The sequence below is a fragment of the Chryseolinea serpens genome, assembly GCF_900129725.1.
Lineage (GTDB): Bacteria > Bacteroidota > Bacteroidia > Cytophagales > Cyclobacteriaceae > Chryseolinea > Chryseolinea serpens.
This window is the reverse complement of the sequence record NZ_FQWQ01000001.1, coordinates 2,858,987-2,875,392: the sequence shown is the minus strand read 5'-3', so window position 1 is coordinate 2,875,392 and position 16,406 is coordinate 2,858,987. Positions and strand designations below refer to the sequence as shown.

The 16,406-nt window shown below is 53.0% G+C and carries 12 protein-coding genes; 3 read left to right on the top strand and 9 right to left on the bottom strand.

The window, feature by feature from the left end:
- Window positions 1-23: 23 nt before the first annotated feature.
- Window positions 24-1,250: a GlxA family transcriptional regulator gene (locus BUB30_RS11475; RefSeq protein WP_084138031.1), complete on the bottom strand. Its 1,227-nt coding sequence runs from the start codon at window positions 1,248-1,250 to the stop codon at window positions 24-26.
- A 154-nt stretch (window positions 1,251-1,404) separates the two neighbouring features.
- Between BUB30_RS11475 and BUB30_RS11470 the strand changes: the two genes are divergently transcribed.
- Entirely contained in the window at window positions 1,405-2,664 is a 1,260-nt protein-coding gene (locus tag BUB30_RS11470; protein ID WP_143164867.1) for a hypothetical protein, read from the top strand.
- A 28-nt stretch (window positions 2,665-2,692) separates the two neighbouring features.
- Here BUB30_RS11470 and BUB30_RS11465 read toward each other — a convergent pair whose 3' ends face one another.
- The 8 genes from BUB30_RS11465 to BUB30_RS11430 form a co-directional block, all read right to left on the bottom strand.
- The gene (locus BUB30_RS11465; RefSeq protein ID WP_073133764.1) at window positions 2,693-3,139 is read right to left on the bottom strand and encodes a DoxX family protein; all 447 of its coding nucleotides are present in this window, start codon (window positions 3,137-3,139) and stop codon (window positions 2,693-2,695) included.
- 61 nt (window positions 3,140-3,200) lie between these two features.
- Complete coding sequence (locus BUB30_RS11460; RefSeq protein WP_073133762.1) at window positions 3,201-3,791, bottom strand: Crp/Fnr family transcriptional regulator; 591 nt, start codon at window positions 3,789-3,791, stop codon at window positions 3,201-3,203.
- Window positions 3,788-4,213 (bottom strand): DUF2147 domain-containing protein, encoded by a 426-nt coding sequence (locus tag BUB30_RS11455; protein WP_073133760.1) that lies wholly within the window; start codon window positions 4,211-4,213, stop codon window positions 3,788-3,790. The genes BUB30_RS11460 and BUB30_RS11455 overlap by 4 nt, the downstream gene beginning before the upstream one ends.
- Before the next feature lie 62 nt (window positions 4,214-4,275).
- Entirely contained in the window at window positions 4,276-5,538 is a 1,263-nt protein-coding gene (locus BUB30_RS11450) for a M16 family metallopeptidase (protein WP_084138030.1), read from the bottom strand.
- A 5-nt stretch (window positions 5,539-5,543) separates the two neighbouring features.
- The gene (gene porV, locus BUB30_RS11445) at window positions 5,544-6,713 is read right to left on the bottom strand and encodes a type IX secretion system outer membrane channel protein PorV (RefSeq protein WP_245804068.1); all 1,170 of its coding nucleotides are present in this window, start codon (window positions 6,711-6,713) and stop codon (window positions 5,544-5,546) included.
- 14 nt (window positions 6,714-6,727) lie between these two features.
- The gene (porU, locus tag BUB30_RS11440; RefSeq protein ID WP_073133755.1) at window positions 6,728-10,141 is read right to left on the bottom strand and encodes a type IX secretion system sortase PorU; all 3,414 of its coding nucleotides are present in this window, start codon (window positions 10,139-10,141) and stop codon (window positions 6,728-6,730) included.
- A gap of 31 nt (window positions 10,142-10,172) precedes the next feature.
- Window positions 10,173-10,844, bottom strand: coding sequence for a CDP-diacylglycerol--serine O-phosphatidyltransferase (gene pssA / locus BUB30_RS11435; RefSeq protein WP_073133752.1), 672 nt, complete (start codon window positions 10,842-10,844; stop codon window positions 10,173-10,175).
- A gap of 7 nt (window positions 10,845-10,851) precedes the next feature.
- Entirely contained in the window at window positions 10,852-11,502 is a 651-nt protein-coding gene (locus tag BUB30_RS11430; RefSeq protein ID WP_073135083.1) for an MBL fold metallo-hydrolase, read from the bottom strand.
- 138 nt (window positions 11,503-11,640) lie between these two features.
- Between BUB30_RS11430 and BUB30_RS11425 the strand changes: the two genes are divergently transcribed.
- Both BUB30_RS11425 and BUB30_RS11420 read left to right on the top strand, forming a co-directional pair.
- Window positions 11,641-12,711: an NAD(P)/FAD-dependent oxidoreductase gene (locus BUB30_RS11425; protein ID WP_073133749.1), complete on the top strand. Its 1,071-nt coding sequence runs from the start codon at window positions 11,641-11,643 to the stop codon at window positions 12,709-12,711.
- A gap of 3 nt (window positions 12,712-12,714) precedes the next feature.
- Window positions 12,715-16,323, top strand: a complete 3,609-nt coding sequence (locus tag BUB30_RS11420) for a PD40 domain-containing protein (RefSeq protein ID WP_073133746.1) — start codon at window positions 12,715-12,717, stop codon at window positions 16,321-16,323.
- The last annotated feature ends 83 nt before the right edge of the window (window positions 16,324-16,406 follow it).

Genomic DNA, 16,406 nt, shown 5'->3' with positions numbered 1-16,406 from the left:
AAAAAGGACAACCCGGCGCAGGATCAGGACATCACATCGGAAGGCAGCAGCCCGGCGTGCTTTCTTAAAAGCGAACGCAATTGGTTTGTGCTCTGAAGGCCACACGAACGAGCAACGGTTTCCACCTTCTCGTTTTCGCGGAGCAGGTGAAGGGCATGCTCCACCCGCAGCTTTTCAACGTATTGCCCGATGGTGATGCCCGTCGTGTCCTTGAACAGGCGTGTGAGGTTGCGGCCACTCGTATGGATGCGCTCGGCCAGTTGGTCGGCCGTGTGTTTTTTATCGAGGTTATGCGAAAGCCATTCCTGTATTTTATGCACGCGATCCTCCAGGTGGTTCCGGTATTGCAAGAAGATGCTGAGCTGCGGATCCTCCACGCCCCGGCGCATATAGATCACCACTTCTCGCGCCACCCGTGCGGCGAAATTCGAGCCGTATAACTCCTCCAACATAAAAAGCGCCATGTCGATGCCGGAGGTAACGCCCGCGCTGGAGTAAATACCCTCCTGGAAAACAAACAGGCGGTTAGTGAGTACTTCGGCGTTGGCGTAGCGGTCTTTGAGCAGTTGTTGAAACTTCCAGTGTGTGGTGGTTTGCCGGTGGTCCAGCAACCCCGCCTCGGCCACCAGGAACGCGCCGGTGCACACGGAGCAGACCTTCACGCCTTTGGCATGCTGATGCACCAGCCAGGCCAGGAACGGCTGGATCGAATCGTAGAAGGCCGTGTCGGTGAGGTAATGCGATTCCAACCCCGGAACGAAGATGAGATCACCTTCCTGGAGTTCCAGCCCTTCAAAACTCTCCAGGTGGGCAAAGGCCAGACCGCTGGAACTCGTTTCTTCAGACACACGGGCATAGGTGGAGGTGAAAGCCAGCCGTATCGGCACGCCAAAATCCGACGCCTCATAAAAAATGTGGGCGGGCCCGCTCATGTCCAGCAAATGAACACGCGGCGGGATAACAAAAACCGCCGTGACAGGAGGTGTTTGTGAAAAGTCGAATTTCACCGGGGTGCGCATGGAATTCTTAAACGTAAAACCAAGCTGTTGGATTTGGCTGGACCAATATAGGGCATTCCGACGGGTGACCGGCGAGGGCCTGAAATATTTGGCGTGCTTCGACCAAGCCCGGCGATCGACTGGAAATGCATATTTTACCTTTAAAAGTGATCCGTGGCCTTCTGTCGCCTGACGGCCTTCGAAAATGGTAGGATTAGGTTGGACGGCCATGGGCTGGGATGAGGCGATCATGCGTATTCCACGAAAGAAGGGCCGCCGCGACGTGCACTAAAATATTTGACGGCAATAGACTGTCGATCTGGACTTTTAAACCGGAAGCGGATACCTTGCAGGTTGTAGTCAGACAGGACGAGGAGCGATCACCAAAAAACAGGAAATGAAATTCATGTATACACCCATTTGCACGCAGGTCTTTTTACGCATGAACAGCATTCGTGGATGGCGCGCCGTTCTTCTATTTTTTGTGACGAGTGTTTTCCTGTTTGCCTGCAAAGGCGACGAAGAAAAGAAAACCGCCCTACCCCTGCTCACCGTGATCGTGGATGAATCCTATACCGTTGATGGTGATAATTGGATATTCGTGACCGACCTGACGGGCGACGTGTTGGACACGAAGTCGTATGCCACCGGCCAGACCGTTTCCTTCAGCTCGACAAACGAAGCCGACAAGATCAATGTCACGATCTTTCAAGGGCATGACTCCGGGAATCTGAAAGAGCTTTCGTTTCATACCTACACAAACCTCGACCGGGGCGACAGTCTGAAGTTGAGCCTGACGGTAACAACTCCACCCACCTCTTCAGCCGGTGAGGCCACCATCGAGCTATCGAATTATTTCGACGCCGACAACATCCCGGCTTCTTTGTTATTCTCCAACACTTACGGATGGAGCAGTTCCGCCACCGGCGGAGTGGCGGATGTGGTAGTGACCCTTCCACAAAGCCCGGCCGATGTACTGGTGTCCGGTTATCGCTCCGGAGGGCCGGTGTACGGTTGGGTGAACGCCCTGGCGACAGATGACATTGCTGAAGAGGACTATTCGACATTCAGTACCTTCCCTAAACAATTAAAATTGGATTATCCCGGTGTCACCAGCGGCTACATCGTCGGCTACTACGCCGGCAATACGACGCCTTATTACTTTAGCAACAGTACCCAATTGGATCAAACCACCTTCAAATCCAACACGCCAACCCTGGGATATCTGGATGGATTCGATCACTACCAAACCTATGTGTTCAATCAAAACGATAACGGCTCGGTCAGCTATTACAAGACCGGAAGTGTGAACACATCGATCGCCATCCCCGCCTTCACATTCTCCCTGACGAGCCCGGAGATCAAAACCTTCTCGTTCAATTTTTCAGAAGAATACACCTACTATGACGCACAGTGGCAATATCAGGAGGGCACGAACTGGGTACACTGGAATATCGAATCGGAACCAGGCCAAATCTCGGGCGTCACTTCCATCCCCACGGAAATACGGTCGCTCTACCCGCAGCTGGATTTTAGCAAGCTGGAATATTTCGGCTGCACGTTCACCAAATTCCTGGACGGAAGAAAGTACCGCGACGCCGTGCCACTGAAGACGATTCAAACGCCAGTAAATTCGGAGGTGTATAATTTTAACCCCACGCTGTAAGTTGTCGCGTTGCGTCCAACATTATTCCTTAACGAGGGGTTTTAATCAGTCCATCTAAGGAAAATGCGCCACTCCCGGTCAGCAGCAAGGCGAGGCACATGCCAATCACCAACAAATGGTATTCATATCCCTCACCGGCCTGGTTTTGAAACCAGTTCATGAAGAATCCATTTTTGTAATTTGTGGTGACAATGGCGCCCGTCATGATACAGATCAGCAGCAGGGCCCAAAGCTTGCTGGCAAAGCCGGCAATGAGCCCGACCGCGCCAAAGAATTCGATCACGATCACCAGGAATGAAATAAGTGCGGGAAGTTTCAAGGTCTCCGCAAAGAAATTCATGGTGGCGTTGTAGCCATAGCCACCAAAAAGCCCCAAAAGTTTTTGTGCGCCGTGGGGAAACATAATGGCGCCAACCGTGATGCGAAGGATAAACCCGGTCCAGTCGTTTTGCGTGTTAAAAAGTAATTCTTTCATAACTGTTGTTTTTTTTGATGACAAAACAACAGGCGCCTGCCCCGGAACGGAATAAACTAGTTTAAGAAATCAGGGATTTCATTCTGCGGTTTCGCAGCATGCTGAGAAATTCCGGCGTGATGCCCAGGTAGGAGGCGATCTCTTTTTGGGGAATGCGCAATTCCAGGCCGGGATATTTTTTTGTAAACTGGTTGTACTTTTCTTCGGCGCCGACAAAAAGATTTTGCGTGAGGCGGTGTTGCAACAAGATGTAGGCGTTCTGGAACAGGATGCGGGAAAATTTTTCAAACTGTGGAACGCGATCATAAAGCGCGTCGTGGTTGGCTTTGCTGAGTTGGAGCGTTTCCGTGTCTTCCAAGGCTTGGATGCTGTAGAATGCGGGACTTTGCTGCGCGAAACTCTCCAGGTCCATGGTCCACCAATTTTCGATGGCGAACTTCACGATGTGCTCCACGCCTTCGGCGTCGGTGTAAAAGATCTTCGCACAACCTTTCACGACGAAGGTCTCGAACAAACAGGTGTCGCCGGGACGGAGGATGAAGGACTTCTTTTTGAAGGTGCGGGGTTCCAGGTAGGAGGTGAATCGTTCAATTTCCTCGCGGTCGAGGCGAATGTGTTGGGTAACGTTCTGGATGATCAGATCGAAATTCATGGCACTCTTTTGTAGAGAACGGTCGAGTTTTTTGGATCGGCGCCTTCCGTGGCCAACCCGACGGTGTTGTCGTCGATGAATTCGACTTTAAAATCCTGGGAGGTGGTTTGGCCGTAGAGGGAGAAAAGATCGGCGGCGAGTTTCCTTTCGGTGAGTTTGAATTCGTACTTGGAAACGCGCTGAATTCCAGAGACCCAAACATCACTGGAGTCGGCAAACATTTTGACGAGCTTGTTGTTGTTCAGCTTTACAATTCTTCCCGTAAGGGCATCGTCGTGCTTTTCGATTTTGATCCGTATGCCTTCAAATTTGGTGCGGCCTTTGAGTTCCCAGGTTCCCACAAAGGCATCGTCGGGTACTTCTTCCGTGCAGCCGGTAAACAGGCACATCAAAAATAAAAACGGAACGAGCGTGGATTTCATAGCCTTTTTGGATTCTCTTTCAAGGTAGCGCGGCCGCTTAAACAATCCAAAGAAAATGTGTTCTAGCCTACGGCCACTTCAATGAAGCTGTCTTCCTTGAAATAGGTGGCGGCGGTGTGCAGCAGGTCGTCGGCCGTGATGGCGTCGATGCGGCGGATCATGTTTTGATAGTGCCCCGCGGGCAGGTTGTAGAGCAGGATGGTCTTGATCTTATCGGCGTGTGCAAAGGAAGTGGTGATCTCCGATTGCAGGCTGCCGGTGAAGTGATTGCGGGCGGTCTCCAATTCTTCGGCGTCGATGGGCTCGGTGCGCAGGCGCTTCAACTCCTTGCCGATCTCCTCGAACGTGAGGGTCATGTTTTCGCGGTTCACATCCGCGCCGATCATCAGGTAGCTGTCGTGCTTCAACGCGTGCAGGCTCGATGAGATGCCATAGGAGAGGCCCTTCTCTTCACGAATGTTCTTCATGAGACGCGAACCGAAATAACCACCCAGGATGTGATTCAGAAACACCGTGTCCACATAGTCGGCATGCGCGCGATCGATGAAGCGCTTGCCCATGCGGATGGTGGACTGCACACTGCCTTCTTTCTCCACCACCTGGCGATAGGACCGCGCCTCCGTGAAGACAGTGGACTCCTTTTTTTGCAATGCGTGGAAGGCAAACGGTGCAAACACGTTGGTGATGAGCCGCTGGTTCGCGTCCGTCACTTTTCCGGAAACCAGGATGGTGCACGTTTTGAAAAAGCTGTTGAAATGCGCGGCTACCTGTTGTTGTTGCAGCGGATTTACCTCGGCTTCTTCCAGCTCTTTTCCATAGGGGTGTGTTTCTCCAAAAATATTCTTGCGGATCAGCAACGAAGCCTGGAAGCTGGTCTTCTCGCGATTCACTTTCAGGTTCTGCAGGTAAATAGACTTGAGTTGTTCCAGTTCCTTTTCGGGGAAAATGGATTCTGTTAGCAGCTCCAGCAACAGGCGGAGTCCGGCTTCCAGATTTTTGTTGAGCGAGTATAAGGATACGGAAACGAAATCCAGTGCGGAATGAACCTCCAGGTGGGCACCCAGGCTATCGAATCGCTGTGCGATCTCGTAGCTGCCTTTGTGCTGGGTTCCTTTGTTCAGGAGTTGTGAAGAAAAATAAGAAGCACCCCAGACTTTCTCCACCCAGCGGCCTGCCGGAAAAATGAGCTCAACCTTGCTAACGTCCTGGCTACCGCCCAGCACGAAATAAATCTCGGCGCCCGAGGCGGTCGTGACCTTTTCGGGATGCAGTAATTCAAAATCAGTAGTACGGTTAAAGGGCGGGGCGAGGGTGCGGTCGAGCATCAGGACTAGTCGGTAACGGTTTCGTCTTTGTCGGCCGTGGTCTCTTTGATCAGGAAGTGCAGCGTGAAGCGCAACGTTTCGGCCAGCGGGCTTTCGCGTTTGTTCACCGGCACCAGGTAGGCCACGTCCACGCCGAACTTATTCTTGCGGAAGCCGAGACCGATGGTCATGTATTTCCGGTTGCCCTTGTTTTTGGCTTCGTTGAAGTAGCCCAGGCGCGCGGCAAAGATGTCGTTGTACCAATATTCCACACCCACCGAAGTCATGATCTCCTGGAACTCTTCTTTGGCACCGCCGGGGGCGTCGCTAAACGATCCGAACATGCCGCTGAGCAGGCCCACAGAGTCGCGGCCCGAATTGGGGCTGGGCACCATCAGCTTGCTGAAGTCTAATACAAACGTAAGCGAATTGTATGCATCGAGATCGGTCTTGTAGGCCGTTCCCAAACGCAGGGTGGTGGGCAGAAAGTTTTTGTTCTCGTTGTCGGTGTACGACAGCTTTGCGCCGATGTTGGTGATGGTTGCTCCTAACGACAAAGTGGAGTTAGGATGGCGTTTTAAGGGTGTCGTGTAATACGCGCCGATGTCGGCAGCCACGCTGCGGCCGGGTTTGGCGTCGATGCCGGCAAAAGCGCCAGTGAGGTTCGAATAAATGTATCGACCCGTGATACCCATGCTGAATTTTTCAGAGAGCAATCGGGAATACGTACCATCAATGGCGAACTCGCGTGGGTTGAAATCGCCCAGCGGGTTGTTGTTGGCGTCGCGGAAACTGATGTCGCCGAGGTTGAAATATTTTATCGATGCGGAGATAGCCTGCTCGCGGGTGATCTTATAGAAACCCGACAGATATGAGATCGACATGTCGTTCACAATCTTTCCCAGCCAGGGTGTGTAGGAGATCGTTCCACCGTATTTTTTGTCGATGTGCACCAGCTTGCCGGCATTCCAATACGACGCGTTGGCGTCGGCCGAAGTCGCTACGCCGGCATCGCCCAGGGCGGCATGACGCGCATCCGGGGAGATGGTGAGGAAGGGAACAGCTGTGGTGATGGCATTTTGGGCGCCAATCAGGTCGCCGGGGGATACTGTGCCTTGGGAAAATGAGTGCTGAACTCCGATCAATACAAAGCTCAAAAGGAGGAATACGCGATAATGCATCAAGTTTTTTTTCAAAGGTCCAAAGATAATTAATTCACCACAATAAGTTTTGTAACGCGCTCACTTTTAGAGCCATTGGTTACTGAACGAACAGCCAAACGGGCTAAGTATACCCCCGCAACAAGTTTTTTGCCGTCCACGTCCCCTGCGTTGATTTCCATCAAATCGACCTGATAGGGGCTTGAAGGTATGGAAAAGTTGTATGCCATCATTTGTTGGCCGGTAATATTGTAAATATACAATTGGGCCTCCAGGTCGTCCCCAGAGCGGTTGTGGGTGAAAAAGATGTGACTTTCTCCCTGGAATGGGTTGGGCGCATTGCTCAGGGATTCGATAATCAGTGATTTTCCATCCGTCACTATGAATGAAATAACCGATTGGGCCGGATTGTTATAGGTATCCCAAACTTTTACCGTGATCGTGTGTTTCCCGGGCGTCAGGCCATTAATCGGGAAATTCACCCATCCCCGGGTAAAATCGTCCGTGTCGGCCTCGTAATAGTCGCTCAGGGCGTAGACCTGCACGTCATCGTCCAGCACGCCGGTCAGGGTGTTGCCGATGCCATAGGTGGAGGTGTTGATGCCGCTGGCGTCGTGGAGCCTCACCAGCAGGCTCGTATTGGGAAGCACCATGCCACCGTTCACAAAGGTGGTGTCGCCCATAAAAAGCCGTATTTCCGGGGGCGTGTTGTCGGGCGCAAAGCTTTTTTCGCTTCCGCCGACCGGTGTCGACAAGGCTCCGGCGGCGTCCTCCATGTGGCTGGAATCGGAGGCATAGAAACTGAGTTTCCCGGCACCCACTTCATAAGCGATATTTTTGGGCACCACAAACTTCATCGAGAACAATCCATCCTTCACGGTGGCTTTGCCACGGAAAAGTACGTTGCTCCATTCTTTGAAATGAAAGGGAGGATTGTTTTTTCCGATGGTCACCGACTCGCTTTGCTTGTCATACAAGGTGGCGTGTAGCGTTCCGTTGAAAGCGGGGATCAACACGCCGTTCCCATCCTGCACTTCTCCCGAAATGGTCACGACCGAAAGGGCTTTCAAGGTGTCGGCGCCCGAGGCGACTTCGGGTTTGGCGGCGGCAACGATGTTGGGTGTCATGGCCAGCGTCATGCCGGGATCGGCCAACAACGAAAAATTGCGATTGAATACGCCGCTGGTGCTCTGGTTTTTTGTCTTGCGGAACACTTCACCCAGCGTGGGGATCTGGCCCGATTCTTTTTGAAGCAGGTTTGCGTAGAAGGATTTGTTCAGCTCAAAGTTGGTGTCCGATTTCACGGGCCGCGAGGTGGTGACCAGTCCCACGGTGCCACCGTTGGAACGAAGCACGCTCAACTCGGCACTCGAAATATCCTGGGGATCGTCCTGCCGCCCAAATTCACAAGTGGCGGTAATAAGGAAAGGGTAGAGCTTGTTTTCCAGCGTGAGGATGTCGATGTCGGTAAACACTTTTTCATCCGCCCAAAGCTTCTCGCTGCCATGACCCGTGTAGTTGATGATGAGCGTCCCCCGGTTGAAGTCACGCAAAATGGCTTCGTTCACTTCCGGGATAGCCTCACCGTTGGGCTTCACGGTTTTGGTATAGGTGCCCAGAAAAATTTTGTGCGTATCGAATTGAGGATTTCCCGTTTCGATGGTAGTGCTCATCACGTCGGCTTGCGATTGGTGTATGGACGTGAACCCGTCGGAGAGGCTTCCATCGTCGGCCACGAACACAATGTCCTTGCGCCAGCGGCCCTGGCTTTTCCTGTTGGTGTCGTAGTCAATGATCTTCGTCACCACGTGGGAAGCTTCGTCCAGTGTCTTGGCGGGGATGCGGCCTACGCCGATGTCGAGGGTTTCGGCATGCGCCGGATCTTCGCCCCAACCCCCTTCGCCCGGTTCCAGCAAGGCGTAGAAGTCGTCGGAGGAATAGGTCTCCAGCGGCGACAGCGAATTGCGCGCCTCATAGGTGGGCACAAAATTCGTGTTGTTCGAGAGCCGGTCTTTGTAATCATAGGAACCTTTCCCCACAAAGACCACGGCCTTGAGTTGGGTTGGTCCCGACTCGTATTTGCGCCGGATAAAATCGCGGATGGCGCTCACATCCTGACGGCCGGATGAGAACTCGTTAAAGATCTGTTCGGGGGTTACCACCAAGGTAGACCATTGATTGTGCTGTCCCCGGTGTGCCGCCAGCCGCTGGGCCTCGCTCATAAAATCGGGATGCGTGATCACGATGTAATTCACAGGCGAAGCCGTGCCCACATTTTGATTCGCGACTTTGCCCACCAGCGCTGGAGCGGGAGCATTGGCATTGAAGACAATGTAGTCATGCAATACATCACTCGCAGCCGAAAATTGTGCGTTTCCATCCTGCACAGTGAAAGCTTGTTGCTGCACATTCAACGGATCGGTAATGTCCCACACCCGATGATCTGTGGTGGCCGCGGCCACGCGATATTGCGACACCGGTTGACCGAGGCTAGTAGGAGAAACAAAAAAAGTCTGGTCGCCATACACCGCCAGTTCGCGGGTGAAGTTCAATAGGAAGAAGTCAAGAAATCCAACCGAACGAGTCCCCCCGCCCTTGGCGTACTGATAGGTGAGGGTTTGCGTAGTCTGCCCGACGGCCCCGGCGGTGGAAGCATTCAAGGTCAATGTGTCGAGGCGTACGGCCCCTTTCACAGCGTACGTCGAATTGGTGATGGCGGAGACATTTTGTTCACCTGCCGGTGTACCGTTCAGTGAGATCTTAAACGTCGACCCATTGCCATCATAACATTGCGCCATCACGTCCGACACTATCTTGACGTTGGAGTTTTCAACCACGCCGGCAATATCCGATTTGAAACTATACGATGTGGTGAGATCGAATCGTTCGCCAAACCATTGACGGCCGGATTCCAATTCGTTGTAATCTTCCAGCTCGTGATAAACAAAATCGTCATACTGCTGAACCACCGGAAAATTTCCAGCCACGCTTTCCACGGTCTGGATACGCGCCGGGCGACTGCCACTGGCCACGGTGATAAAATAAAAATTCTTTTTGCTATAAAGATTGCTTTGGTAAGCGAACACCTGGCGTTGTGCGTCGTAGTGTACGGCGTCCGGTCCTTCGGCGTAAAAAAGAATGTAGTCGTTTTTGTCGAACACGCCATCGCCCTCTCCTTCGATGTAGATGGCGTTTTCCTGCAGCGCATTAAAGCGGGGCGCATCGTTTTCCTGGGGAAGCATGCCACCGGGGTTCCCATAGATGGCGATTTGCCGCGGGTCGACGGTAGCGGGATCGAATCCCATTTTTTTGAAATCGTCGTAAGACACTTTGTACACACCGCGTTTTTCAACGCCCAGCTTAAACCAGGAATTGGATGCCAGCGTCTCCTGGGCGTGCCCCGCCGATACGGCGGATACCAGGGCAGTGACGAGAATCCATCGTATGGTGAACTGGCAATGCAAGGGAAAAGATTTAAGCTTGAAAATTAGCGCCTTATTTTGAAAACACCCGGACCCCTAACGATAGGGTAATGTACAAAAGTATGATCACGGGCAATGCCGCCCATTGAAAGAAGGCCAGCAGTAATACGGCCAGCAACAGGAAGGTAAACCGGACTTTATTTTCGGCCCAATTGAAATTTTTGAACTTCAAGGCAAAGAGGTCGATCCGGGACACCAGCAAGACCGAAAAAAGCACGGCAATCACTGCCAACAGGGTCGTGTTCCCCATCACGTTAACGCCCAGGCCTTGCAAAAAAGGCAATGCCGTCAGGAAGATGGCGTTGGCGGGTGTGGGCAGGCCCTTGAAGGCATCCGATTGGGTGGTGTCGAGGTTGAATATGGCCAGGCGAAGGGCGGAACAAACGGCGATGAGCAGGGCCACGTAGGGCAAGAATGGGGTGGTCGATCCCTGCAGGGCTTGGTAGACGAACAGCGCAGGCAGGGCCCCAAAGCTCACCATATCGGCCATGGAATCCAGCTCTTTCCCGATGGGTGAAGAAACCTTGAGCCATCGTGCGGCAAAGCCGTCAAAGAAATCGAACAAACAGGCTGCCCACACAAAATAGGCGGTGGGAACGGCGGCATTTTCCCACAAGAAGATGATGCCCAGCATGCCGCACACCAGATTGCAGCAGGTTAAAAAATTGGGAAGGTATTTAATCATGAACCAATCAGGTTGAAATCACGGCGCAAAACGGATTTGTTTTCTTTTCAAAACCAATGTTTGTCTCCGGACCGTGGCCGGGAAAAACAATGACGTCGTCCGGCAAGGTAAAAAGTTTTTGATGGATGCTCCGGATCAGCGTGTCAAAATCTCCACCCGGCAGATCGGTGCGGCCAATGCTGTTCTGGAATAAGACGTCGCCACTCATTACGATTTTTTCTTTTTCGTTATAAAAGGCCACATGTCCTGGCGCATGCCCGGGGACGAACAGTACTTTAAAACTTTGTTGTCCGAACGCAATATCCTGCCCTTCTTCCAGAAACGCATCGGGGGTGGCTTCGTGGTATTGGGCGAAACCATAGTTGGGGGCGTAGGCCTTCACCGCGCGCAACACGGGCTCGTCCTTGGCGTGGATGTAGAGGCGGACGCCATATTTTTCTTTTACGAACGCGTTGCCCAGCACGTGGTCGATGTGGCAATGGGTGTTGAGCAGCATTTTCACCGTGAGGCCTTCTGCCGAAATAAAATCGGCCAGCTCTTGCCGTTCAAAAGGCTCATAGCATCCCGGGTCAATGATCACGCATTCGCCCGAGTCGTCATATAACACGTAGGTGTTTTCCTGAAAAGGGTTAAAAACGAACGACTCGATCTGAAGCATGTCCCCGAATTTTTCTTCAAAGTAAACTGAAATTTCCGATGGCCTGTCGCCTGCCACCATTTTTGTAGCCGGGCTTCACAGCAATTTCACATTCTCCCAAAAAATGCTGGGGACTTTATCGTAGTTTGGCGCCCCGGAATGATAGCGCGACAGGTAGATTATATTATCGTAGGCCAGGGTCTGGCCGGTTCGGCCGTGGCCGTGCAGTTGCTCCGGCAGGGAAAGCGCATCCTGGTGATCGACCAGCCGTCGCGAAACAACTCCTCGCGCATCGCCGCGGGATTGTTCAATCCCATCACCGGCCGCAAAATGGTAAAGACCTGGATGGCCGACACATTATTTCCCTACCTGTTTTCGTTCTACCGGGCAGTGGAAGAAAAAACCGCCCAAAAATTCTTTTATCCCCTGCCGCTCTACCGGCCTTTCCTTTCTGTCGAGGAACAAAACGAATGGATGGGCAAAAGCGCGTCGCCGGCCTATGCACCCTATATTGAAAAAATAACCACGGCGAGCACCTTTCCCGCGGTGGCAGACCCGTTTGGCGGACTGCTGCTGAAACAATGCGGATACCTGGACACCGAGACCTATCTCGAGGCGGTAAGGCAATGGATCGCCCAGGAAGGCGAGTTTCTACAGGAAGATTTGGACGAGCAGGCACTGACCCTGTCGGCAGACGGTGTCCGCTACAGACAATACGAGGCCTCCAGGATCATCTTTTGCACCGGTGTGCACGCGTCGGAAACGTTTCGGTGGCTGCCGGTGAAGCCCTTGAAAGGCGAAATGATCCGGATCCGTGCCGCCTTTCAACCGGACGTGATCCTGAACCGCGGCGTTTTTATGGTCCCGGCCGGCGCGCCTGGCGAGTGGCGCGTGGGGGCCACGTATAATTTCCAGGACGCGTCGCCGGACGTCACGCCCCAGGCCTGTGCGGAGCTGGTGGAAAGATTGAACGAACTGATCCGTTTTCCGGCGGAGGTGATCGGGCAGATTGCCGGCGTGCGACCGACCACCCCAGACCGGCGCCCTTTGTTGGGAAGGCATCCCCAATGGGAATTGGCCTTTGTTTTCAATGGCATGGGCACGAAAGGGGTGAGCCTCACCCCCTATTTTTCGGAGGTTTTGATCCGGGCCGTGTTAAATATTCCGGCCATAAACAAAGAGGTGGATATTGAACGTTATAATGTACTATATTGGACTTCCCCTAAATGAATTATGAATTTGCGAAGCGGACTACTACTCATCCTAACTCTGATCGTTTTATGTTCCCCCCAGGTAAAAGCCCAGCAATCGCGGGAGGTATTTGGGAAGAATAGAATTCAGTACCGTCAGTTCGACTGGGTATATCTCAGCGGCGAGAATTTCGACGTTTACTATTACGATGCCCGTAAAGGTGTGGCCACGGAAGCGTTGGAATACCTCGAAGGAGAATTCGATCGCATCACGGACCTGATCGGCTATCCGCCGTATTTCAAAACAAAAGTTTTCCTCTATAACTCCCTCAGCGACCTGCGCCAAAGTAACGTAGGCCTGAACCACAATGTGTTCAACGTCGGCGGTGAAACGGAATTTATAAAGCCGTATGTTGAAGTGGCCCACATGGGAACGGCCCAGGAATTTAAAGACGAATTGCTTTTCCAGATTTCCGACATCATGATCCACGAGATGATGTTCGGCGGCAACCTGAAGGACATGTTCCAAAGCTCGATCCTCATGAACCTGCCCGACTGGTTTGTGAACGGCGCCTCGCTCTACGTGGCCCGCGGCTGGAGCATGGACATGGACGATTACATCCGTCAACTAATGAAAACACGCCGCGCGAAAAGAGCCACGAAGCTTTCCGGCAACGAGGCGGGGTTAGTGGGGCAGTCTATCTGGAATTTTATCGCAGAGAAATACGGGAAGAGCAGTGTGGCCAATATCCTCAACTACACGCGGGTTACCCGCAACGAAGAGAAAAGTATTCTGATCACGCTCGGCATAAGCTTCAAACAACTGCTGATGGAGTGGCAGAAGTTCTACTCCGACATGGAAACCACGGTGAGTAAATCCTACATCGATCCGGAAGCGTCCACCTCCTTCACACAGCAACACAACAAGACCACAGAATTCACCACGGTAAAGATCAGTCCCGATGGCCGCAACATCGCCTATGCCGAAAACGACCGGGGCCGTTATATTGTGAAAGTGAGATCGCTGGAAACGGGACGGGAGAAAACCATCATCTCCGGTGGCAGCAAAGTGATCAAACAACGGGTGGACTACAGCCTGCCACTCATCGCCTGGTCGGACGCCACCACACTCGGTGTGATCGGCGTGAAGAGCGGGCAATACGTTTTCTGGCTCTATGATTTTAACACGCGCACGAAATTGCCACGGCAATTGGAACGCTTCAGCAACATCCGCAGTTTCAGTTTCTCCGGCAACGGAAGGCTAATCATCCTCAGCGCCGACTTTGAAGGCAAGAGCGACCTGTTCCTGTTGAGTTCCAAGCGCGACCGCGTACGCCGCCTCACCAACGACTTGTACGATGACCTCGACCCCACGTTCATTCCCAACACCAACCGGATCGTGTTCTCGTCAAACCGCACCACCGACACGCTGCGGGCCAATGCAAAGCCCCAGTTTGAAAAACTCACCAACAATTACAACCTGTTTGTCTATGACCTGGACAGCACCAAGTTCCTGTTGACGCGCCTCACCAACACGCTCAGCAAAGACCATTCTCCCCAGGCCTTGGACGAGAACAATTTTTATTACCTCAGCGATCAGCGGGGTATCATCAACCTCTTCAAATACAACCGTCCCACGGGCATCTACTCGCAGATCACCAACTTCAATGCGAGCATCAAAGACATCGACCTCAACTTCGCCAATCAAACGATGGCCATGGTGATGACAGAAGACAACAAGGAGAATATTTATGTCGACCGCAGTTTTAATCTCAACCGGCAGGTATTCACGCCCGCTACACGGCGCAAGGATTTGCAGCAGGCGCGCGTGATCCGCGAGCGGCGCAAGCAGGAGGAGAATAAGAACATGAGCATCAAGGACCTGCTCAACTCGCGTTTGCGCCAGGCCCAACCACAAAAGGATACGGCCACAAACGTTCAGCCACCGGCGCACCATGATTCCACTATCGTGCAAGCCGGCCCGCCGGCCGCCATCGACAGCACCCGCCTGGGTACTCCCGCAAACCGCGCCGATGCCATCAACTCCGACAACTATGCGTTTGAAGACGAAAAGAAGCCCGCAACGGCACCTGTAACCACTCCACCAGTGGTGCGGACAGAACCTACGCCAGCGCGGACCGAAACTACTCCCGCTGAGCGCGCCGAAAACAGGCAACCACCCGCCCAGCAACCCAAGCCCGGCGAGGTGAACACCGACAATTATGTTTTTGGTGACGAAGAAAAGAAGCCGACTCCTGCGCAATCCACGCCGCAGGTGCCGGTGACAGACACCACCAAGGTTGCAAAGACACAACAGACGCCAAAGAAACCCGGTGAAGTAAACACCGACAACTATACCTTCGAGGATGAAGCGGTGAAGAACCAACCGAGCGAGTCGTTCCTGACCCGCTACATGAAGGCGCGCGAGAAGAGCCGTATCACCGGACCGTTCCCTTATGAATCGAAATTCAGTTCCAACAGCCTCGTCACGTCCATGCTCGTAGACCCGATGCGGGGCCTGGGTATCTCCATCGAGACGCAGATGAACGACATGCTGGAGAACTACCGCTTCTTTGGCGGGTTGATGACCAGCGTCGACTTGAAGAACGGCGATTTCTTTGCTGAATTCCAATACCTCAAATCGCTCATCGACTTTGGCGTGCGCGTCGACCGCAAGGGCATACGTTGGTCGGCCGAGCCGGCGGAAGATGGCTTGCAAGGCGAACTGTATCATTACTCACTGAACCGGATAGAATTGAGCGCTTCGCTTCCGATCTCCGACCGCATTCGCTTCACGTTAAAACCTTTCGGCGCACTGGCGCGATCGGTTGATTTGGGTGAGGCTGACTATCCCACCGCGCCGCCTACGAAGACGCCCGTGAATAACTATTATGCCGGTCTCAAAGCGGAACTTGTATACGACAACTCCGTGTCTACCGGTCTCAACCTCATCGAAGGTACCCGGGCAAAGATCTCGTTCCAAAACTACCAGGGCCTGAACAACGCCGACCTCGGATTTAGCCAGGCTTCGATCGACGTGCGTCACTATCAAAAGATCTACAAGGAGATTGTCTTCGCGGTGCGTGGATATGCCGGCACCTTCTTTGGCAACTCGCCTAAGAAATATTTGCTGGGTGGTATGGACAACTGGCTGTTCAACAAGACCCGCAAAAACGGCAAGACCAGCGATGGCCAACCCAATCCACTGGGCTTCCCCGGCGAAAACCAGGATATCTTGTTTGTGGAATACGCGACCTCCCTGCGCGGCTTCGACTACGCGACCTTGTTTGGTAACAGCGTGATGATGGCCAATGCAGAATTCAGGGTGCCCCTGGTGAAAGCCCTGTCGAATGGTCCCATCTCCTCGAACCTGCTGCGCAACCTGCAATTCATTGCCTTCTACGACATCGGCACGAGCTGGTCGGGCAAGCCGCCGTTCAACTCCACCAACAGCGTGAGCTACGAAGAGATCGCCGATGGACCCTTCAAGGTGCAGATCAAAAACTACCTGAACCCGTGGCTCTATAGCTACGGTCTCGGTGTCCGCACGGTGTTGTTCGGTTATTACATCAAGGGCGACCTAGCATGGCCCGTAGAAAATTACCAGGTATCCAAACCGAGAGTGTTTGTTACCCTGGGCTTTGACTTCTAACGGTCATCAATTTTGTCATTCGCCATCGCATAAACATACATCGCCGTGGTTGGCGAGGTATGTTTATGTACTTTGCGCAGTCT